This is a genomic window from Pseudoalteromonas sp. Scap06, from assembly GCF_013394165.1.
Taxonomy (GTDB): domain Bacteria; phylum Pseudomonadota; class Gammaproteobacteria; order Enterobacterales; family Alteromonadaceae; genus Pseudoalteromonas.
Map to the genome: position 1 here is coordinate 2776399 of NZ_CP041330.1, position 19551 is coordinate 2795949.

Here is a 19551-nt window from a genome sequence, read left to right on the forward strand (position 1 = left end):
ATTCCCCATTAATAGGCGATAACGCCGCATTAATGCCAAACAGGCGCTGCCCGAAGGGTTCTGCCTAGGGGCAATTAACTCTTTGTTGCTCGGTTTTTACTTAGCCCACTAGGTTACAAACCTCGCGCCGCGATTAAATTGCCCCTAGTTTGAACAAATATTAATCCGCAAAGGTCAACAGACCCTAGCCTTTTATTTTTAGAGAAATTTTTGTGGTTAACTCATCCCCTTTTAAAGCCTCTTTTTTAGGTCCTCGTTACTGGCTAACCTGGATTGGTGTTTTGTTTTTATATCTCATTTCTTGGTTACCGCAAAAACTACAATTAGCTATGGGTAAGCAGCTAGGACGCTTGGTTCATAAATATATGAAGCGTAGAAGGCATATTGCTGAGGTTAATATTAAACGCTGTTTCCCCACAATGAGCGAAGCCGAGCAACAACAACTGGTACTTAAAAATATGGAAAATACCGGTATTGCCATGGTTGAAACCGGTATGGCTTGGTGGTGGCCACAATGGCGGGTCAAAAAAGTACTCGGGTCAATAAAAGGGCTTGAGCACTTTGAGCGCGTACAACAATCAGGAAAAGGTGTTTTATTACTTGTTCCACATATACTTCATCTTGAAATGACAAGTCGTGTAATGGGTTTGAAGTGCCAAGGTATTGGCTTTTACCGCCCGCATAACAATCCGCTTATGGAATACTTTACCACCAATGGACGTCTTCGCTCTAATGAATACATGGTTGGGAAAAAAGACGTAAAAGGATTATTAAAATCATTAAAAAATAAAAAGCTGTGTTATTACTTACCCGATCAGGATTATGGCCGTAACCGCTGTGAGTTTGTGCCTTTTTACGCAGTACCCGATACAGCAACCACCACTGGTACACTAATGTTTGCAGGTAGTAAAAACTGCGAAACAATGAGCTTAATTGCTTACAGGGATAACAACGGAAAGTATCACTTAGAAATCGTACCTGAGCTTGAAAATTTCCCAAGCGGCGATGATAAAGCCGATGTAACACGTGTTAATCAGCGCATGGAGCAATCAATAAATGCCGCCCCTGAACAATATATGTGGTTGCATAGACGTTTTAAAACACGCCCAGATAAAGACGCTCCATCTTTTTATTAAAGATGGGTTATTAAAATAACAAAGACGAGTAACAGCCATGTGGTTTTGGATTAGATATATACTTTTAGCTTTATTGTTAATTGGTGCAGCCATTTACTTTTTACTAAATGGTACATCGTCGCTCAATTATCAACAAACCACTAATGCTGCGGCTGAGGGATTATCGCGGTTTTATGCATCAATTAGAGATAGGATTACTACCGATAAAGACAATGACAAATTTGTAATTGAACTCGAAAAACCCGATCTTAGTCTCGACAGAGCGCTAAACCAACGCTCTTTTGTAGTAGAACCCATGCCTTTAAATTGGAGTGGAGAAGTAGGCCCGCGTCGCTTTCAACCTGATTCAACCTTACGTACCGTTCTTACCCAATATGCTAATAACGAAGGGGTTACATTATTATGGTACTTAGATAAGGATTACGTTGTTAAAGATCACTTTCGAATCGATAGCAGTTTTAATTCCGCTTTATACCGCGTTAGCCGCTCTATTAATGATGACTTTTCAAATGAAGTATATGCATTCTTTTGCCCTAAACAACGTGCAGCGGTAATTACCGAGCTACCGTCTGAATTTGTACGTACACACTGTTTAAAGCTAAGTAATTAACTGCGATTTATAGGCGCTCAATAATAATCGAGCGCCTATGTATTTATTCAATTTAATTCAAAAATAGCCTGCCATATCGACGTGACATTTTTAATATCTTCACTAAAATCTTCACGTTTTACGCAGCGACCCTGCTGATCTAAGCTCAACACATGATAGCGTGAGCGATAATCTATATAGGCTTTAATAAGTTGCTGTTTCTGTGTGTCTGTAATGCAACCAATTTTAGCCGCGTCCGTTAAAATTCTGACATTGTCAGAATAGTCGCATAAATGGGTAAATTCATGAGCGTACTTTAATACTAAATATTGGGTGATAAACTCAATATCGGTCATCGCCCCCACGTCTTGTTTTAAATCAAACTGCTGTTCGTTACCTTTAGCTAAATGACCACGCATTTTTTCGCGCATTTTAATTACGTCGGTCTTTAGCAGTTCAACATCACGTTTTTGACACAATATCTCGGCGCGAATTTGTGCAAAACGCGTTACTAATTCAGTTTGGCCTAAAATCAGTCTCGCTCTCACTAAAGCTTGATGCTCCCACGTCCATGCTTGGGTTTGTTGATAATGATTAAAACTCTCTAAGTTAATCGCTAATAACCCTGATGCCCCCTCTGGGCGAAGTCGAGTATCTAATTCATATAAAATACCTGAAGCAGTACGGGTATTAAATAAATGCATTAATCGTTGCGCTAGTTTTAAATAAAACTGTCTTGAGTCAATTGCTTTGTCGCCGCTGGTGTAGCTGGTACCGTCATGGTTATGCACGAACACTAAATCGAGATCAGAGTCATAACCCACCTCAAAACCGCCAGTTTTTCCATACGCAATAACGGCAAAGCCTTTATGCTCATCATCGGTATTGGGTGGCATGCCAAAACGTTTAACACAATGATACCAAGCAATATTAACAGCCTGATCAACTATTGCTTCTGCAAGTGCAGTTAAGTGATCGCTTACTTTCATTACATCAATTACGCCAGTGGCATCTGCGGCAGCAATCCGTAACTGATGAGTTTGTTTAAACTGACGTAATGCCTCCATTTGTTGTTCAAGATCGTCATGTTCAATACGTAAAAAATACTGTCTTATTTCATCTTTATATGCTGTTAATGGGGTCGGTTTGTATAGCACTGCAGGGTCGATAAGTTCATCGAGCAAAATGGGATACAATGAAATATGCTCTCCAATCCACTTACTATGGCAACAGAGCAAAACTAACTGCTTTAACGTTCCAGGGTTTTCATACAACAACTCTAAATAAGCGGTGCGCGAAATAATTTTATTTAGTATTTGGCATACCGTTGTAAACGCACTGGCAGTAGCATTAAAGTCATTTAATTGCTTGAGCAATGCAGGCATTAATTTATCAAGAATATCGCGTCCACGGTTGCCCACTTTGGCTTTAGATAGGCGCTGTTTGAAGTCATGTAATGGTGTTTGCCACTCTTCTCTTGGTTCATTCAAAAAGCTAACATCACCATGATCCCAAGTACTTATAAACGCGCCTTCACAAGTATCAAGTGGTTCGGTTTCTTCACCAATTACCTGAATAAACTCATTATGAATTTGCGCCATGACCTGTTCTATTTTTTCAATAGCTGAGTCAAAATTACCTTGCTTCAACAATACATTCAGCCGTTGCTGATTTAGCTCATCATCAGGCAGAGTTTGTGTTTGCTGATCATCAAAAATCTGTAGGTATTGCTCTACCATACGTAAATAAAGATAGTTATTTTTAAGCCCTCTGGCTTCATGCTCATCAATCACTTGGCTAAAAGTTAGCTGCTCTAATGCAGTTAATAGAGATTGTGTTTGTAAATTTGCTTCTCTGCCGCCCCTGACCATTTGCAATGCTTGAACAATAAATTCAACTTCGCGAATGCCGCCACCACCTAATTTAATATTATTTGTTAAGCGCTTACGACGCACTTCTTGGGCAATCATGAGTTTCATTTTTCTAAGCGATTCAATCACCGAAAAATCAATATAGCGGCGATAAACAAAAGGTCTCAGCAAGGTATTAAACTCCTGCCAATAACGATTAGGCGTGCCAATTAAACGCCCTTTTAACATCGCATAGCGCTCCCAATCACGCCCTTGCTCTTGGTAGTAATCTTCAATGGCATTAAAGCTCATCACCAACGGACCACTTTCACCAAATGGGCGCAGACGCATATCAACCCGAAATACTTGGCCATCCACGGTGCATTGGTTCAGGGCTGTAATTAACTTTTGGGCCACTTTAGTATAAAAAACAGATGCTTCGAGCGAGCGACGACCGCCTTGGGTTTTAACGTTGCGGGGGTATGCAAAAATAAGGTCGATATCAGATGAGTAATTTAGCTCTTGCCCTCCTAACTTCCCCATGCCTAGTACCATTAATGGTAAAGCGTTTTTATCTTCATCTAATGGTTCACCATTAGTTTTAGCAACATTATTGTAGGCCCATTGATTAGCACTATCTATCAGTTTATTGGCAAGTTCACTAATGTATTTAATGCTATCCGCAATTGAGTTTTCACAACATAAGTCTAAAAAAGCGACTTTTAGCCAGTACTTTTCACGATATTGGCGCAGTAATTGATGACACTGCTGCTCTTCGACTTCATTAATATTAAGTGTTGCAAAGGGATCTGAAATTTCTCTATTGTTAATTTCAACTTCGCATAGCAACCAAGACAACAGCGAAGGTTGAGAGCTTAAACTGCGCCAAGAAAAATCACTTAACGCTAATAAACGCACGATTTGCTGCTGGATTTGTTGTTCGGGATACAGCGTTGCAAAACGCGTTTCACCCAGTTTTTGTAATTCAATAGGAAGCTGCGTGTCGTTACTCATCAATACCCTCTTTTATCTCACCAATAACCATACTAGAATGGTTAAAAACCTATCAAGGTAAATCTATTTAGGAACACCATGTCATATTTATCATTATCTAACACTAGTTTAGTTGCGATTGCTATTAGTTTTGTGGTTATTTGTATTATTATCATCAGTTTAAGAATTATTACTCAAATAAAAGCAAAACAAGCACTTAAAGAAGAATTAGCGCAACATGATAACTTTGCAATGGGAATTAGTTTTGCTTCTGAAATATCAGTGGTGATCGCCACAATGGCATTTTTGTTCGATGAAATTAGTGTTAGCACCGCTCAATCAAATCCACTGAAAGTCATTTTGTTAATTGTGCTGTTATTTTCGTTTATAAAAATGGGACATTTAATCCACCGTAAGTGGATATTACGCCGCTTTAATGAAGAAGCAGCTATATTAAAACAAAACGTTTGTGCGGCGCTGGTTGATTCAGGCATGCTGATTGCCAACTGCATTTTAGTATTGGGTTTATATACGTGGACACACACTCAAGGCTTTAGTAATTTATTAATAGCCTCGGTAAGCTTTTTTGTTTTACAAGGCATGTTTGCCCTAGACAGTAAAATACGCGAAAACCGCTTTGCTAAAGCCAACCAAGGGGCCTCGTTGCAAAGTAACTTTGGTTTAGAAAACACCTCCATTGGTATTCGCTATGCGGGTAAATCAATAGGCTTAGCTCTTGCTGCATATGCTGGTTTATCGAGTGCGGCGTTTCAAAACGGTAAAATGGTAGAGAACTTATTTACTTTGGTAATGCATTGCGGTGTGATGTGGCTGTTACTATACTGTTTAACGTATATTATAAAAATTATTTCAATGCCAAATATAGATACCGCACTTGAAGTCGACCATCAGGATAATATTGGCATTGCCTGTATTGAATTTGCTGTATTTTGTGCTATTGGTTATTTATTAATAAGTATGTTTTCAATTTAGTACCAAACTCATTAAATTTAGCCGTTGCTAAACGTCCCTATTTAATTGTTTGGTAAATTAACAGGGACTTTAGGTATATGGCAATTAAAACAGGAAGTTATCTATTAATTGATATAGATAACGAGTTCAGTCGAGCATTTGTAAAGTATTACATAAATACTAATGATGCTGCTAAAAAAGACATCATTATAGCCGGTGCGAACACGCAAAAGCTGGTTAAAATGATGTTTGATGAACTCGTTAAAGATTATTGCTATTGCGATATTGAGAACGAAATCAGTATTTCAGAACTGGCCAGCTACCTTCACGAACACCATAATGTTCAAGGCGTATTATTCAATCAAACAGATTATTTGCTCGCTGATGATACACAGCGCTTTATTTATAATTCATTACATGAAAAGCGCTATATTATTAGTCAAACCAATCATGGCTATGACATTAACCCCATAAATGAAGAGTGCCATTCAAATCATTTGTCCTGTGATACCGATATAGCCCAAACCGCACAAGAACTAATAGAGCTTGCAGTCCCTGAATATGAAAAATAAATAATTGCACCCAAGCCTTTGCTTACTTACCATAGAGGGATATAACTTCTATGTAAAAAAAGTGATTTGCCATGCGAGTGCCTCATATTTATCAATCATCACCAATTGCCCTTAATACTCCTTTAAACCTTGACGATGATGCTGCTGGGCACATAGGTCGAGTGTTGCGCATGAAAGTGGGCGAGCAGGTTTCTATTTTTAATGGTGAAGGCGGAGAATTCCTCAGTGAAATTATTGAGGTGAGTAAAAAGAGCGTGGTTGTTATGCCACTTGAATTTAATCCTCATGACGTTGAATCACCATTAAAAATTCATTTAGGCCAGTGCGTATCCCGTGGTGACAAAATGGATTTTACCATTCAAAAGTCTGTTGAATTAGGGATCACTGAAATCACTCCTATTTTTAGCCAGCGCTGCGGCGTAAAACTAAGTGGCGACCGCTTAGAAAAAAAACACCAGCAATGGCAAAAAATAGCCATTGCCGCATCAGAGCAATCTGGGCGCAACTTTGTGCCAAAAGTACACTCACCTGTTGATTTAAAAACCTGGCTTGAACAGCAAACAGCTGCCATTAAATTAACTTTGCATCCTCGCGCCGAACACAGTATTAAAACTATTACCATTCCCGATGACGGCGTGCGCTTTTTAGTAGGGCCGGAAGGCGGATTTACTGACGATGAAATAGCACAAACAAAGCAACAAGAATTTGTAGATATTCGCTTAGGCCCGCGGGTACTTCGCACAGAAACAGCAGCGTTAACCGTTTTAAGCGCACTGCAATTACAATTTGGCGATTTAGCTAATTGAAATAACAAAAAGCACCCACATATCAAGGTTACAGTTGTAAAAAACACATAAATTAAGGCACAGCGCATGGCAATTAAGTTAGGTATTATTTCAGATCCTATTAGTGGATTTAATATTAAAAAAGACACCGGTTTTGCAATGATGATGCAAGCGCAAACCCGTGGCTACGAAATTTACTACATGGAAATGGATGATTTATCGCTGCGTCAAGGCAATGCCTACGCCACTGCAGCCAAAGCGCAGGTTTTTGATAACGCAGAAAAATGGTACCAACTTGAAGAAAAAACCACCATTGCGCTGGCTGATTTAGACGTTATTTTAATGCGTAAAGATCCGCCTTTTGATACTGAATATATTTACGCAACCTATATTTTAGAACGTGCTGAGCAAGCGGGTACTTTAGTTATTAATAAGCCACAGAGCTTGCGTGACGCCAATGAAAAACTTTTTACAGCTTGGTTTAGTGAGCACACACCTGATACATTAGTTACGCGCAGCCAAAAGCAAATCCGTGAATTTTTAGCCCAGCACAAGGATATTATTTTAAAACCACTGGATGGTATGGGCGGTGCTTCTATTTTTAGAGTAAAAGCAGATGATGCCAATATTGGCGTAATATGCGAAACCTTAACTGAGCATGGCAGTCGCTTTGCGATGGCGCAAAATTACATTGAAGAGATCACTCAAGGTGACAAGCGCGTATTGGTTGTTGATGGTGAAGTTATTCCTTATTGCTTAGCGCGTATCCCACAAAACGGCGAAACGCGCGGTAACTTAGCCGCCGGCGGACGTGGTGAAGCACGCCCAATTAGTGAGTCAGATCTTAAAATTGCTCAAGCAGTTGCCCCTACATTGAAAGAAAAAGGCTTAATATTTGTTGGCTTAGATATCATTGGCGATAAGTTAACTGAAATTAACGTAACAGCACCAACCTGTGTTAAAGAAATTGAGGCCGCTTACGACATTTCTATTACCGGTATTTTATTTGATGCCATAGAGAGAAAACTTAGCTAAAGCCATAGCAAACTTTAAGCGCTGACGCTTCTATAGTCATCGCTTAAAGTTGAATAAATTTTTAGTGTTAAAACATGGGACTATGCCATACTCAAGATTCAATAACTAAAGGGGTAAAAATTATGCAGTCATTAGAAAATCATTTTTTAATCGCAATGCCATCAATGCAAGACCCTTTTTTTAAACGTGCGGTCACTTATATTTGTGAACACAATGAAGAAGGCGCTATGGGACTTGTTATCAATCAACCGATTGATGTTACCGTAGGTGAGCTACTCGACAAAATTGATATTGATAACGATAAGTCGCAACATGCCGCGCAAGTGACAGTGTATGCTGGCGGGCCGGTAAAAACGGATCGTGGCTTTGTGCTACATTCACCAAAACCGGGGTATTCGGCAAGCCAAAAATTGAGCAGTGATATTATGATCACTACCTCAAAAGATGTATTAGCCACATTAACTACTGCTCAAGCACCCGAGCAATTTATAATTACCTTAGGTTACTCAGGTTGGGAGCAAGGCCAGCTAGAACAAGAGCTACTTGATAATAGCTGGTTGATTATAAAAGCCGACCCTAAAATAATTTTTGATACCCCAGTGGAAAAGCGCTGGGAAATGGCAGTCTCTATGCTTGGTTTTGATGTTAGCCAATTAAGCCCCGAAGCTGGACATGCTTAGGGTCTGTTGACCTTTGCTGATTAAAATTTGTTCAAACTAGGGGCAATTTAATCGCGGCGCGAAGTTTGTAACCTAGTGGGCTAAGTAAAAACCGAGCAACAAAGAGTAAATCGCCCCTAGGCAGAACCCTTCGGGCAGCGCCTGTTTGGCATTTATGCTGCGTTATCGCCTATTTATGGGGAATAACCACACCACAAAGGCTCTGCCTTGCCTAAATACCAAACAGACTGCTGCAAATTTAACCTTGAAAGGTTAACAGACCCTAATAACATAAAAGACAAACATGACTAAAAAAACAGTAAAACCGCAAGGTGAGCGCACCGTAATGGGATTTGATTTTGGTACTAAGAGCATTGGTATTGCAATTGGTCAAGAATTGACAGGCAGCGCCACCAGCCTAAAGGCGGTGAAAGCTCAAGATGGCATCCCTAATTGGGATGACATTGCTGTACAGGTAAAAGAGTGGCAACCTGACTTAATGGTGGTTGGCTTACCGCTTAATATGGATGGCACTTCTCAAGAGGTTACCTTTAAAGCCAAAAAGTTCGCCAACCGTTTGCATAATCATTACGGTATAGCGGTTCATACTCAAGATGAGCGCTTAACTACCGCTGATGCTAAAGCACGGTTGTTTGAACGTGGTGGTTATAAAAACTTAGGTAAAGGCAACGTAGATAATATGTCTGCGGTGATAATTCTAGAGAGCTTTTTTGAAGCCAGTTATGGCGAATAAATTGATTTAACAAAAAAAGCGCTTAAAGCGCTTTTTTTATGCGTGGATTTAGATTTGGGTCTATTAACCTTTGCGGATTAAAACTCGTTCAAGTAAGGGGCGATTTAATCATGGCGCGAGGTTTATAACCTAGCTGGCTCGATAACTGCTCCTACGTTATACTACTGGCTTATATCCATGTAGGCAGCAACGAGTTAATTGTCCTTAGGTAATATTACCTTTATCATCAAGGCCATCAATGGTTACACCTTGCAAAAAGCCTGCCCCTTGCTGCTCGTTATTACGCAGTTTTATCATTAAACGTAAATCATTTGGCGAGTCTGCATGATGAAGTGCATCGGCATAGTTAATCCGTTGCTGTCTGTAAAGCTCAAACAGCGCTTGGTCAAAGGTCTGCATGCCCATTTCAGTTGATTTGGCCATAGTTTCTTTAATACCACCAATGTTACCGTTTTTAATCAGCTCACTCACCATTGGCGTATTCAATAATACCTCTATAGCAGCAGCACGTCCCTCACCATCAGAGGTAGGGATAAGCTGCTGGGCAATAATAGCGCGTAAGTTTAATGCTAAATCATATTTAAGCTTATCGTGCTTCTCTTTTGGAACTAAGTGCATAATACGATCAATAGCTTGGTTAGCATTGTTAGCATGTAAGGTGGCAACACATAAATGACCTGTTTCTGCAAAGCTTAACGCATACTCCATAGTTTCTTGCGATCGAATTTCACCAATCAAAATAACATCAGGCGCTTGGCGTAAAGAGCTTTTTAGTGCTGACTCAAAACTTTCAGTATCTAAGCCCACTTCACGTTGAGTAATAATGCTTTTTTTATGTTCATGAACAAACTCTATTGGATCTTCTATAGTTAAAATATGCCCACGTTGATTGCGATTTCTATAACCAATAAGCGCCGCCAAAGACGTTGATTTACCGGTTCCCGTACCACCGACAAATAATACCAGTCCGCGCTTTGACATAATCACATCTGTAAGCGCTGAGGGCAATCCAAGTTCTTTTACATCAGGTATTTGGGTCACAATCCGGCGAATAACCATCCCCGCTCTATCGCGTTGCCAAAAAGCCGAAATACGAAAGCGCCCTTCGCTGGTTGCAATCGCAAAGTTACACTCTTTGGTGTTATGAAACTCTGCTTTTTGCTTTTCACTCATCGCTGATTCAACTAATTCCAGCGCTTGCTCATCGGTTAGCTTGTCATCATTAAGAGGTATCAGCTCGCCATTAATTTTAGCGCTAATAGGCAGCTGGCTTGATACAAATAGATCAGAGCCTTTTTTGTCGATCATTATTTGTAAAAAGTGATTTAGAGATAAAGTCATAATAATTCCTTAAGCGCTAAACTGCGTCTTATCTTGTGCTTTTGTATACGCCGCTGAGTGAGTGATAATGCCTCTGTTAACAAGGTTTGTTAAACATTGATCCATGGTTTGCATGCCCTGCGACGCACCGGTTTGAATCGATGAGTACATTTGAGCAATTTTATCTTCACGAATTAAGTTACGAATAGCAGGCGTTGCCAACATGATTTCGTGTGCAGCCACTCGCCCTCCACCGACCTTTTTGATCAGTGTTTGTGAGATAACCGCACGCAATGATTCCGAGAGCATAGAGCGGATCATGTCTTTTTCTTCACCAGGAAATACGTCAATAATACGGTCAATGGTTTTAGGTGCCGACGTGGTATGCAAAGTGCCAAACACTAAGTGACCAGTTTCAGCAGCAGTCATAGCAAGGCGAATAGTTTCTAGATCTCGTAGCTCACCTACCAAAATAACATCAGGGTCTTCACGCAATGCACTTCGCAAGGCATTAGAAAAACTATGTGTATCGCGGTGAACTTCACGCTGGTTAATTAAGCTGAGTTTATTATCGTGCACAAATTCGATAGGATCTTCAATGGTCAGTACATGATGATGTTTATTTTGATTTATATAGTCCACCATGGCTGCGAGTGTAGTCGACTTACCTGAGCCTGTAGGGCCGGTAACTAATACTAAGCCTCGTGGGTTATCTGAAATTTGTTTGAATATTTCCGGCGCGCCCAAATCTTCAAGTGTCAATACATCACTCGGGATAGTACGAAACACGGCAGCAGGACCACGATTAGAGTTAAAGGCATTTACACGAAAACGTGCTAAATTAGGGACTTCAAAAGAAAAATCCACTTCGAGATTTTGTTCATAGTCCTTACGCTGGTTATCGTTCATAATGTCATAAACCAGACTGCTGACTTCTTTATCTCCAAGTGCTGGTATATTAATACGTCGCACATCACCATCAACACGTATCATAGGTGACACCCCTGATGATAAGTGCAAATCTGATGCTTTATGTTGCACACTAAATGCCAATAATTCGGTGATATCCATTTATGACTCCACAACTAACTGATAAATATATGGTTACAATAGCAGAACGACTCACATCCGCCTACGCTAGAATTGCAGAGGCAGCGCAAAATGCACAGCGTAATAGTAACGAAATTACGTTACTTGCAGTATCTAAAACCAAACCCGCCTCTGATATTATGGCAGCTTATGAGCAAGGGCAACGCCAATTTGGTGAATCTTATGTTCAAGAAGCTGTAGATAAAATAGCGCAACTAGCCACATTTAGCGATATTGTTTGGCATTTCATTGGCCCTATACAGTCAAATAAAAGCGCTTTGGTGGCTGCTAATTTTGACTGGGTACAAAGCGTCGATAGACTAAAAATAGCAAAACGCTTAAACGCTCAGCGCCCACAGGAAATGCCCGCTCTTAATGTACTGATACAAGTTAATATTAGCGCAGAAGATGCTAAATCAGGCTGTACCATAGAAGAGATTGACCAACTAGCGCAATTTATAAGTCAGTGTTCACAGTTAAAATTACGCGGACTAATGGCTATTCCTGCAAAAAGTGACGATGCTAACACGCAAATTCAATATTTTGAGCAATTACAAACTTGCTTTGATAAACTACAGACCCAATATCCTCATATAGATACGTTGTCGATGGGGATGAGTAACGATGTAGAGACTGCCATAGCGGCAGGTTCAACCATGGTGAGGATCGGCACAGATATTTTTGGAACACGAACTTAAAAGGTGATAACAGACATATGTCAGATAAAAAAATCGCATTTATAGGCACAGGTAATATGAGCTACGCCATCATTGGTGGCATGGTAAAAAACGGCTTTAACGCAAACAATATTATTGCAACTAACCGCAACCAAGAAAAACTAGCCAAGGTAGCATCCGACTTTAAGGTGCAAACCACCAGTGATAATAACGAAGCTATGCGCGATGCAGATGTCATTGTTCTGTCTGTTAAACCACAAATGATGGGCGACTTGTGCCAATCATTTCAAGATTCAGGCATCGACTTTAGTGATAAATTATTTATCTCAGTCGCTGCAGGCTTAACCGTTAAACGCTTACGTGAAATGCTTGGCCAAGATGTGAAAATGGTGCGTTGTATGCCAAATACACCGTCGTTACTTGGCCGTGGTGTATCGGGCTTATATGGCGCTGGCGAAACGCAAAGCGAACATGAATTTGTACAACAAGTTTTTGAATGTACAGGTATAGTTGTGTGGGTAGAGCAAGAATCGCAAATTAACGATATCATTGCTGTGACAGGCTCATCGCCAGCTTACTTTTTCTTATTTATGGAAGCGATTGAAGAAAAAGCGAAAGCACTTGGCTTTAATGATGAAGACGCGCGTCGCTTAGTACAGCAAACAGCGCTAGGCGCAGCTGAAATGGCACTTAGCCAACCAGATATTAGCATTTCGCAACTGCGTGCAAATGTAACCTCAAAAGGCGGTACCACGCATGCAGCTGTTGAGCATTTAAAAGCGCAAGGTTTAACCCAAACTGTGGGTGATGCAATGGATGCGTGTATTGCGCGTGCAGTGCAAATGGAACAAGAACTTTAAAACCATTTTTTATTGAAGGTTATACTATGAATGCCATGCAATTTTTAATTAGCACCTTGTTTGATCTATTTTTAATGGTGGTACTACTGCGTTTTTGGCTACAGTGGGCAAAAGCCGACTTTTACAACCCGATGAGCCAATTTGTGGTCAAAGCCACTTCGTTTGCAGTTAACCCGCTGCGAAAAATCATTCCAGGGCTAGGCGGGCTTGATTTAGCCTCTTTGTTGCTGGCATTTATAGTGGCTGCGGCAAAAATAAGTACATTAATGTGGCTTATTTATAGCTCTTGGGCTATTCAACCTGTGCTTATACAGGCGCTAATAACTGTTTTAAAAGAAGGTTTAAATTTAGTCTTTTGGGTGTTAATCGTCCGCGCTATTTTAAGCTGGGTAAGCCAAGGCTATAACCCAATTGAAGCGGTATTCCATCAGCTTACTGAGCCAATGTTAAAGCCGATCCGTAAAATCTTACCTCCACTAGGAGGCTTAGACTTATCGGTATTGGTACTGATCATCGGCATTCAGTTTTTACAAATGCTGCTAATGGACCTTTTAGCTTAAGCACAACGTAATATAAAAGAGGCCTAGCGCCTCTTTTTTACATACTCAGGAGTTAACCATGCAACGTTTAATAAAGTTTTGTTTTATTGCTTGTCTCGCTTTAGCATTTAATGCACACAGCGCTCAAGAACAAGGCGCCCAATACAAAGAACTAGGCCCTTGGCAAGTTCATTACATAGCCTTTCCATCAACGTTTATTCAACCGCAAATAGCTAAAGCCTATGACCTTGAGCGTAGTGGCTATAAAGGTATTGTTAATATTTCAATATTAAAAAATAATGCAGATAAAGCCGCTCAAAAAGCGACATTACAAGGTATCGCTAAAAACTTATTAGGTAACAAGCAAACCCTTAACTTTAAAGAAGTCGTTGAAGGCGATTCAATTTATTACCTAGCACAAGTAGATTACACCAACGAAGAAATTTTACGTTTTGAAATTGAAATCCAACAAGGTAATCAGTTTCAAACATTAAAGTTTAAGCAAAAATTTTACGTAGATTAAATATGACCAACACCTTAGTACTTGCAACCGGTAACCCCGGAAAAGTGAATGAGCTGGCTAACATGCTCAGCTCACTTAATATTAATGTTGTACCGCAAAGCGACTTTAATGTCAGTGACGTAGCCGAAACAGGCACCACGTTTGTAGAAAACGCGATAATTAAAGCGCGTCATGCGGCTAAAATTACCGGACTGCCTGCTATTGCAGATGATTCAGGCTTAGAAGTGGATGGCCTGAATGGCGCGCCAGGTGTTTACTCTGCTCGTTTTGCAGGAAATAGCGCAAGCGATCAAGATAATATCGATAAATTACTGGCTGATTTAGGCAACAACCCTAATCGCAGCGCTCGCTTTTGGTGTGTGTTGGTACTAATGCGTCATGCCGACGACCCTACTCCACTTATTTGCAGTGCTAGCTGGGAGGGCGAAATTACCCTTAGCCAACACGGTAAAGGTGGCTTTGGTTACGATCCTATCTTTTTTGTACCATCAGAAAATTGTACCAGTGCAGAGCTTACAAAAGAGCAGAAGAATGCACTAAGTCACCGTGGGCAAGCACTTAATAAATTACTACAAGAGTTACAACACAAAGGCGGCCTGTGAACCTTCCTCCACTGAGTTTATATGTGCACGTGCCTTGGTGCGTGCAAAAATGCCCTTACTGCGACTTTAATAGCCACGGGCAAAAAGGTGACATCCCTGAAGCTGAATATGTACAGCACTTAATTGACGATTTAAAAGCTGATTTACACTTAGTACAAGGGCGAAAAATTCACAGTATTTTTATTGGCGGCGGCACGCCAAGCCTATTAACCGGCGCAGCATATACCCGTTTACTCAATGAAATCGATAACCTAATTGGTTTAAGCGATAACTGTGAAATAACCCTTGAAGCAAACCCGGGCACAGTCGAAACTGGCCGTTTTAAAGATTATGTAAAAGCAGGGATTAACCGTATCTCTATTGGCGTGCAAAGCATGCAAAATGATAAGTTAAAAGCCTTAGGCCGAATTCATGGTGCCGATGAAGCCTGTTATGCGGCACAACAAGCTACTGAAGCAGGGTTGAATAGCTTTAACCTTGATTTAATGCATGGTTTACCAGGGCAATCTCTCGATGACGCACTAAGTGATTTAAAACAAATTATTGCCCTGAGCCCTCCACATATTTCTTGGTATCAGCTCACCATTGAGCCTAATACACAATTTGCTTCAAAACCGCCCACGTTGCCGCAAGATGAGACCTTATGGGATATTCAAGAACAAGGCCAAGCATTATTAGCACAAGCAGGCTATCAGCAATACGAAATATCGGGGTATGCAAAACCGGGCTTTCAATGCCAACATAACTTGAATTATTGGCGGTTTGGCGATTATCTTGGTATTGGCTGTGGCGCCCATGGTAAGGTCACTGATGCGAAAACGGGGGTGATAACACGCACTGAAAAGGTTAAACATCCACGGGGCTACATGGACATTATTAAGCCCTACTTGTACAAAAGCTGGCAAGTAGAACAAGACGACTTAGCGTTTGAATTTTTTATGAATCGCTTTCGTTTAACAGAGCCATGCCCGATTGAAGACTACAGTGCACTGACTAATCAGCCATTACAAAGCCAACAAGCGGCTTTGAATAAAGCCATTAACACAGGTTTATTAATAGAAAAAGACGGCCATTGGCAAGTAAGCCTTAAAGGCCATCGCTTTTTAAATGACCTGCTAGAATTGTTCGTATAACGCTTTTGGCGTTATGCGCATGTAAAGTAAATACATGAAAAATTAAAATACCCTAATGGGTTTCTAACAACAAAAGGGAAACGAATGCGTAAACTTACTCTAATTGCTGCCACGGTAAGCGTGGCACTGCTTGCTGGTTGCCAACAAGCAACACAACAATCAACGCCAGCACCGGCGGTTCAAGCTCAACCGGTACAAAGTGAAATTGATAAAGCGAATGCTTTTTTTGAAGACACTTTTAATCGTGATGTAATGAGCAGCCCAGTTTATCAAACCTACATGGGCATCAAAAAAGATTACGATAAATGGGATGACAACAGCGAAGAAAAAGCGCTTAAAGACTTGGCGCAAACTAAAGCCGATTTGGTCACCCTCAACAGCATTAACCGTGCGCAATTAGATGCAGCGACTCAAGTAAGTTATGATTTAAAAAAACAAGATTTAGAAGCCAGCATTGCTGATTTTAAATGGCGTTACCATAACTACCCAGTAAACCAGATGTTTGGTACGCACTCTATGGTGCCGGCTTTTTTAATTAACCAGCATCAAATTAGCAACGTAAAAGAAGCCAACGATTACATTGCTCGTTTAAATGGGGTGCCAGGTGTATTTGAGCAACTTATTACCGGCTTAGAAATTCGCGCCGATAAAAACATTATTGCACCTAAATTTGTATTTCCACACGTGATTGATTCAAGCAAAAACATCATTAAAGGTGCGCCGTTTGAACAAGGTGAAGATTCTACGCTTTTAGCTGACTTTAAACGCAAGGTAAATGCATTAGAAATCGACCAAGCTGAAAAAGATGCACTTATTAGTAAAGCGACTAAAGCATTAAAAACAGCAGTTAAACCTGCTTACTCTAAGTTAATTAACTACATTGCACAGCTAGAAAAACGTGCTGATGACCGTGACGGTGCTTGGAAATTCCCTGATGGCGAAGCGTTTTACAATAACGCGCTTAAACGTACAACTACGACAGACCTTACTGCAAAAGAAATTCATGCTATTGGTCTTGCCGAAGTGTCACGTATTCATGATGAAATGCGTGCTATTAAAGATAAAGTTGGCTTTGAGGGCGACTTAAACGCTTTTATGCAGTTTATGAAAACCGACAAGCAATTCTACCTTGCTAATACTGAAGCGGGTAAAGCGCAGTACCTAAGTGAAGCTAAAGGCTTAATTGATAACATGAAAACACGCTTAGATGAGCTGTTTATTGTAAAGCCAAAAGCCGACATGATAGTAAAACGTGTTGAAGCTTTCCGTGAAAAAGCGGCAGGTAAAGCGTTTTATCAACAACCTGCGCCAGATGGTTCTCGCCCAGGTATTTACTACGCCAACCTATACGACATGGAAGCAATGCCAACTTACCAAATGGAAGCTCTAGCTTACCATGAAGGTATTCCGGGTCATCACATGCAAATTGCTATTTCACAAGAATTAGAAGGCGTGCCTAAGTTCCGTAAATTTGGTGGTTACACAGCCTACATTGAAGGTTGGGGTTTATACTCAGAGTTACTACCAAAAGAAATGGGCCTTTATGAAGACCCGTATTCAGATTTTGGTCGTTTAGCTATGGAGTTATGGCGTGCCTGTCGTCTAGTGGTTGATACCGGTATTCACGCAATGAAGTGGACTCGCCAAGAAGGTATTGATTACTACGTTAACAACACTCCTAACGCCACTTCTGACGGTGTAAAAATGGTTGAGCGTCATATTGTAATGCCATCACAAGCAACGGCTTACAAAGTAGGTATGCTGAAAATATTAGAACTACGTGAAGCAGCTAAAGAGCAACTTGGCGACAAGTTTGATATTCGTCAGTTCCACGACGTAGTGCTTAAGAATGGCCCTGTACCACTGAACGTTCTAGAAAACTTTGTTGATGAGTGGGTTGCTAGCAAACAAGCTTAATTATCAAGTAACTACTTAAACATATAAAAGGTCGCAATTGCGGCCTTTTGTTTTATAAAGCAAAAAATTAAGCTAGGATAAAGTAGGTATTCAAGGAGAACAGAATGGATCTAAGCATACAGCTACTCAATGCGCGTATTAAACAACAACAGTTTGATGAGCTTGATAACGACTTTAAAAAGCTTACTGACGCTCAAAAAGTGATGCAGCTTAATTACCTGTTTGAAAGCGCGTTACGCATGAGTATTAAATACGATTTTATGCAAAACATTGCCGTGCGAATTTTAGCGAGCAATACGCCACCAGCGCCGTTTATTGAAAAGCTAACCAGTTTAGATGCACTGAGCTTTTTTACTCCTGCGCTTAAATTAAATAAAGGCTTTATTAGTACAGATAGCCATGGCAATAACGTGTTACATAATGTGTTCAAGCACGCAGCGCCGAGTCAATTGCCTTTTAACTATGTTCGCTCGTTAATGTTATTTGAATCTAATGAAGAGTTACTGCATGCATTGGCGCAAATCAATCAGTACGGGCTCACTCCTGTGGCCAGCTATATCGTTTATGCACATAAGCCTAACATTCCGGTAAAGCATGAATTCTCAGCCTTACTGGCATTAATGGAAATAGAACAAAAACAAAATCCTAGAGCAAAATTACAATTGCTTGAGGCATTAAAAAACGACCCTCCAAGCGAAATTACCTTGCTATTAAGCGCCGCATATTTACAGCGCTCTACTGAACAAGTAGCGGCACTAATCTGATAAGTAATATTCTACGCTAGTAACCACGCGTACATTTTTAATTTGCGGTGTGTTTGAATCCCGATCGCTAATACTAAACTGCCCTTGGCGTGCGGTTTTAATTTTACCTAAAAGGGAGTTTGAATCTTTCGCAAATTTATTTGCTACTTCACGAGCTTTTTCTGTGGCTTCTTGCACCATGGCTGGCTTTATATCGTTAAGCCCAGTAAAAATATATTCAATACGAGTTTGATAGTTATCTTGCACTATGGCTATATTTTGTTTAGCTAACTGACTCACTTTACTCAGTGCGTTTTTAACTTTATCAGGGGCATTAGAGTAAACAATAATATTTGAGCTAATAACGTATCTAAACTTTTGATTGTCGTTCGCGTATTCACGCGCTTGCTTATCAATAATAGATTGAGTGCCTGTCGATATTTCCTCATCGTCAAAGCCATGTAGCTTTAAAAAGGCAATTACAGCATCATTTTTTTGCTCAACTCGCTCAACAAGCTTTTCAAGGTTGTTATCGGCGTCATTAAACTGCAGCGGCCAAATAACAGTATCAGCGACCACTTCACGCTCTGCTAAGCCTTTGACCTGAACAGTGCGCTCCATGCCTTTAATATCAAGTGCGGCTCCTTTGATGATAAAGCCCAATGCAATTAAGCCGATGCTTAAACAAACTGCTGCCATAACAACGGTTACATTCGATATTTTATTCACTTCACTCTCCTTGATTAGGGTCTGTTGACCTTTGCGGATTAAAATTTGTTCAAACTAGGGGCGATTTAATCGCG

At 40.4% G+C, this 19551-nt stretch carries 20 protein-coding genes; 16 read left to right on the forward strand and 4 right to left on the reverse strand.

The genetic code is table 11. The features are described from left to right. The first annotated feature begins 212 nt into the window (after positions 1-212). Together lpxL and FLM47_RS12905 are read left to right on the forward strand one after the other, a co-directional pair. A complete protein-coding gene (lpxL, locus tag FLM47_RS12900; RefSeq protein ID WP_069439864.1) occupies positions 213-1136 on the forward strand; it encodes an LpxL/LpxP family Kdo(2)-lipid IV(A) lauroyl/palmitoleoyl acyltransferase in 924 nt (307 codons plus the stop codon). A 37-nt stretch (positions 1137-1173) separates the two neighbouring features. Next, positions 1174-1746 (forward strand): toxin co-regulated pilus biosynthesis Q family protein, encoded by a 573-nt coding sequence (locus FLM47_RS12905; RefSeq protein ID WP_138609258.1) that lies wholly within the window; start codon positions 1174-1176, stop codon positions 1744-1746. Positions 1747-1793: 47 nt separating this feature from the next. On the opposite strand, the gene glnE is transcribed toward FLM47_RS12905, so the two are convergent. Further along, positions 1794-4589 (reverse strand): bifunctional [glutamate--ammonia ligase]-adenylyl-L-tyrosine phosphorylase/[glutamate--ammonia-ligase] adenylyltransferase, encoded by a 2796-nt coding sequence (gene glnE / locus FLM47_RS12910; protein ID WP_178956566.1) that lies wholly within the window; start codon positions 4587-4589, stop codon positions 1794-1796. Positions 4590-4667: 78 nt separating this feature from the next. On the opposite strand from glnE, the gene FLM47_RS12915 reads away from it, so the two are divergent. The 6 genes from FLM47_RS12915 (at position 4668) to ruvX (ending at position 9345) form a co-directional block, all read left to right on the forward strand. Further along, positions 4668-5561, forward strand: a complete 894-nt coding sequence (locus FLM47_RS12915; protein ID WP_178956567.1) for a hypothetical protein — start codon at positions 4668-4670, stop codon at positions 5559-5561. A 77-nt stretch (positions 5562-5638) separates the two neighbouring features. Beyond that, complete coding sequence (locus FLM47_RS12920; protein WP_178956568.1) at positions 5639-6112, forward strand: hypothetical protein; 474 nt, start codon at positions 5639-5641, stop codon at positions 6110-6112. A 71-nt stretch (positions 6113-6183) separates the two neighbouring features. After that, on the forward strand, positions 6184-6918 hold the full coding sequence (rsmE, locus tag FLM47_RS12925) for a 16S rRNA (uracil(1498)-N(3))-methyltransferase (protein ID WP_178956569.1): 735 nt from the start codon (positions 6184-6186) through the stop codon (positions 6916-6918). Between the two features lie 66 nt (positions 6919-6984). Then, on the forward strand, positions 6985-7932 hold the full coding sequence (gene gshB / locus FLM47_RS12930; protein ID WP_138609469.1) for a glutathione synthase: 948 nt from the start codon (positions 6985-6987) through the stop codon (positions 7930-7932). 122 nt (positions 7933-8054) lie between these two features. Then, on the forward strand, positions 8055-8612 hold the full coding sequence (locus FLM47_RS12935) for a YqgE/AlgH family protein (RefSeq protein WP_010391585.1): 558 nt from the start codon (positions 8055-8057) through the stop codon (positions 8610-8612). Positions 8613-8895: 283 nt separating this feature from the next. Further along, positions 8896-9345 carry a Holliday junction resolvase RuvX gene (ruvX, locus tag FLM47_RS12940; protein WP_013465849.1) on the forward strand — a complete coding sequence of 150 codons (450 nt, stop codon included), beginning with the start codon at positions 8896-8898 and terminating at the stop codon, positions 9343-9345. A gap of 204 nt (positions 9346-9549) precedes the next feature. On the opposite strand, the gene FLM47_RS12945 is transcribed toward ruvX, so the two are convergent. Together FLM47_RS12945 and FLM47_RS12950 are read right to left on the reverse strand one after the other, a co-directional pair. Beyond that, complete coding sequence (locus FLM47_RS12945; protein ID WP_138609270.1) at positions 9550-10686, reverse strand: PilT/PilU family type 4a pilus ATPase; 1137 nt, start codon at positions 10684-10686, stop codon at positions 9550-9552. A 9-nt stretch (positions 10687-10695) separates the two neighbouring features. After that, positions 10696-11736 carry a type IV pilus twitching motility protein PilT gene (locus tag FLM47_RS12950; protein WP_010391590.1) on the reverse strand — a complete coding sequence of 347 codons (1041 nt, stop codon included), beginning with the start codon at positions 11734-11736 and terminating at the stop codon, positions 10696-10698. Between the two features lie 2 nt (positions 11737-11738). On the opposite strand from FLM47_RS12950, the gene FLM47_RS12955 reads away from it, so the two are divergent. The 8 genes from FLM47_RS12955 to FLM47_RS12990 all read left to right on the forward strand — a co-directional run bounded on the left by FLM47_RS12955 (position 11739) and on the right by FLM47_RS12990 (position 18769). Further along, positions 11739-12452: a YggS family pyridoxal phosphate-dependent enzyme gene (locus FLM47_RS12955; protein ID WP_178956570.1), complete on the forward strand. Its 714-nt coding sequence runs from the start codon at positions 11739-11741 to the stop codon at positions 12450-12452. A gap of 17 nt (positions 12453-12469) precedes the next feature. Beyond that, positions 12470-13291 (forward strand): pyrroline-5-carboxylate reductase, encoded by an 822-nt coding sequence (proC, locus tag FLM47_RS12960; RefSeq protein ID WP_138609266.1) that lies wholly within the window; start codon positions 12470-12472, stop codon positions 13289-13291. Positions 13292-13317: 26 nt separating this feature from the next. Further along, positions 13318-13851, forward strand: coding sequence for a YggT family protein (locus FLM47_RS12965; protein ID WP_178956571.1), 534 nt, complete (start codon positions 13318-13320; stop codon positions 13849-13851). Between the two features lie 58 nt (positions 13852-13909). Further along, positions 13910-14353, forward strand: a complete 444-nt coding sequence (locus tag FLM47_RS12970; protein ID WP_055012523.1) for a DUF4426 domain-containing protein — start codon at positions 13910-13912, stop codon at positions 14351-14353. Positions 14354-14355: 2 nt separating this feature from the next. Continuing rightward, on the forward strand, positions 14356-14955 hold the full coding sequence (locus tag FLM47_RS12975) for an XTP/dITP diphosphatase (RefSeq protein ID WP_138569545.1): 600 nt from the start codon (positions 14356-14358) through the stop codon (positions 14953-14955). After that, complete coding sequence (gene hemW, locus FLM47_RS12980; RefSeq protein WP_138609264.1) at positions 14952-16088, forward strand: radical SAM family heme chaperone HemW; 1137 nt, start codon at positions 14952-14954, stop codon at positions 16086-16088. Before FLM47_RS12975 ends, hemW begins: the two co-directional genes overlap by 4 nt. A gap of 84 nt (positions 16089-16172) precedes the next feature. After that, positions 16173-18005, forward strand: a complete 1833-nt coding sequence (locus tag FLM47_RS12985; RefSeq protein ID WP_178956572.1) for a DUF885 family protein — start codon at positions 16173-16175, stop codon at positions 18003-18005. A gap of 104 nt (positions 18006-18109) precedes the next feature. Further along, positions 18110-18769 (forward strand): hypothetical protein, encoded by a 660-nt coding sequence (locus FLM47_RS12990; RefSeq protein WP_178956573.1) that lies wholly within the window; start codon positions 18110-18112, stop codon positions 18767-18769. Here FLM47_RS12990 and FLM47_RS12995 read toward each other — a convergent pair. Continuing rightward, the gene (locus FLM47_RS12995; protein ID WP_075169840.1) at positions 18761-19477 is read right to left on the reverse strand and encodes an SIMPL domain-containing protein; all 717 of its coding nucleotides are present in this window, start codon (positions 19475-19477) and stop codon (positions 18761-18763) included. The two genes, FLM47_RS12990 and FLM47_RS12995, sit on opposite strands and share 9 nt — an antisense overlap. Positions 19478-19551: the final 74 nt, after the last annotated feature.

What these genes read in the sequence shown, in the direction of transcription:
- FLM47_RS12905 (WP_138609258.1), top strand. Translation starts at nt 1,174, where the DNA reads ATGTGGTTTTGGATTAGATATATACTTTTAGCTTTATTGTTAATTGGT.
- glnE (WP_178956566.1), bottom strand. Translation starts at nt 4,589, where the DNA reads ATGAGTAACGACACGCAGCTTCCTATTGAATTACAAAAACTGGGTGAA.
- FLM47_RS12915 (WP_178956567.1), top strand. Translation starts at nt 4,668, where the DNA reads ATGTCATATTTATCATTATCTAACACTAGTTTAGTTGCGATTGCTATT.
- FLM47_RS12920 (WP_178956568.1), top strand. Translation starts at nt 5,639, where the DNA reads ATGGCAATTAAAACAGGAAGTTATCTATTAATTGATATAGATAACGAG.
- rsmE (WP_178956569.1), top strand. Translation starts at nt 6,184, where the DNA reads ATGCGAGTGCCTCATATTTATCAATCATCACCAATTGCCCTTAATACT.
- gshB (WP_138609469.1), top strand. Translation starts at nt 6,985, where the DNA reads ATGGCAATTAAGTTAGGTATTATTTCAGATCCTATTAGTGGATTTAAT.
- FLM47_RS12935 (WP_010391585.1), top strand. Translation starts at nt 8,055, where the DNA reads ATGCAGTCATTAGAAAATCATTTTTTAATCGCAATGCCATCAATGCAA.
- ruvX (WP_013465849.1), top strand. Translation starts at nt 8,896, where the DNA reads ATGACTAAAAAAACAGTAAAACCGCAAGGTGAGCGCACCGTAATGGGA.
- FLM47_RS12945 (WP_138609270.1), bottom strand. Translation starts at nt 10,686, where the DNA reads ATGACTTTATCTCTAAATCACTTTTTACAAATAATGATCGACAAAAAA.
- FLM47_RS12950 (WP_010391590.1), bottom strand. Translation starts at nt 11,736, where the DNA reads ATGGATATCACCGAATTATTGGCATTTAGTGTGCAACATAAAGCATCA.
- FLM47_RS12955 (WP_178956570.1), top strand. Translation starts at nt 11,739, where the DNA reads ATGACTCCACAACTAACTGATAAATATATGGTTACAATAGCAGAACGA.
- proC (WP_138609266.1), top strand. Translation starts at nt 12,470, where the DNA reads ATGTCAGATAAAAAAATCGCATTTATAGGCACAGGTAATATGAGCTAC.
- FLM47_RS12965 (WP_178956571.1), top strand. Translation starts at nt 13,318, where the DNA reads ATGAATGCCATGCAATTTTTAATTAGCACCTTGTTTGATCTATTTTTA.
- FLM47_RS12970 (WP_055012523.1), top strand. Translation starts at nt 13,910, where the DNA reads ATGCAACGTTTAATAAAGTTTTGTTTTATTGCTTGTCTCGCTTTAGCA.
- FLM47_RS12975 (WP_138569545.1), top strand. Translation starts at nt 14,356, where the DNA reads ATGACCAACACCTTAGTACTTGCAACCGGTAACCCCGGAAAAGTGAAT.
- FLM47_RS12985 (WP_178956572.1), top strand. Translation starts at nt 16,173, where the DNA reads ATGCGTAAACTTACTCTAATTGCTGCCACGGTAAGCGTGGCACTGCTT.
- FLM47_RS12990 (WP_178956573.1), top strand. Translation starts at nt 18,110, where the DNA reads ATGGATCTAAGCATACAGCTACTCAATGCGCGTATTAAACAACAACAG.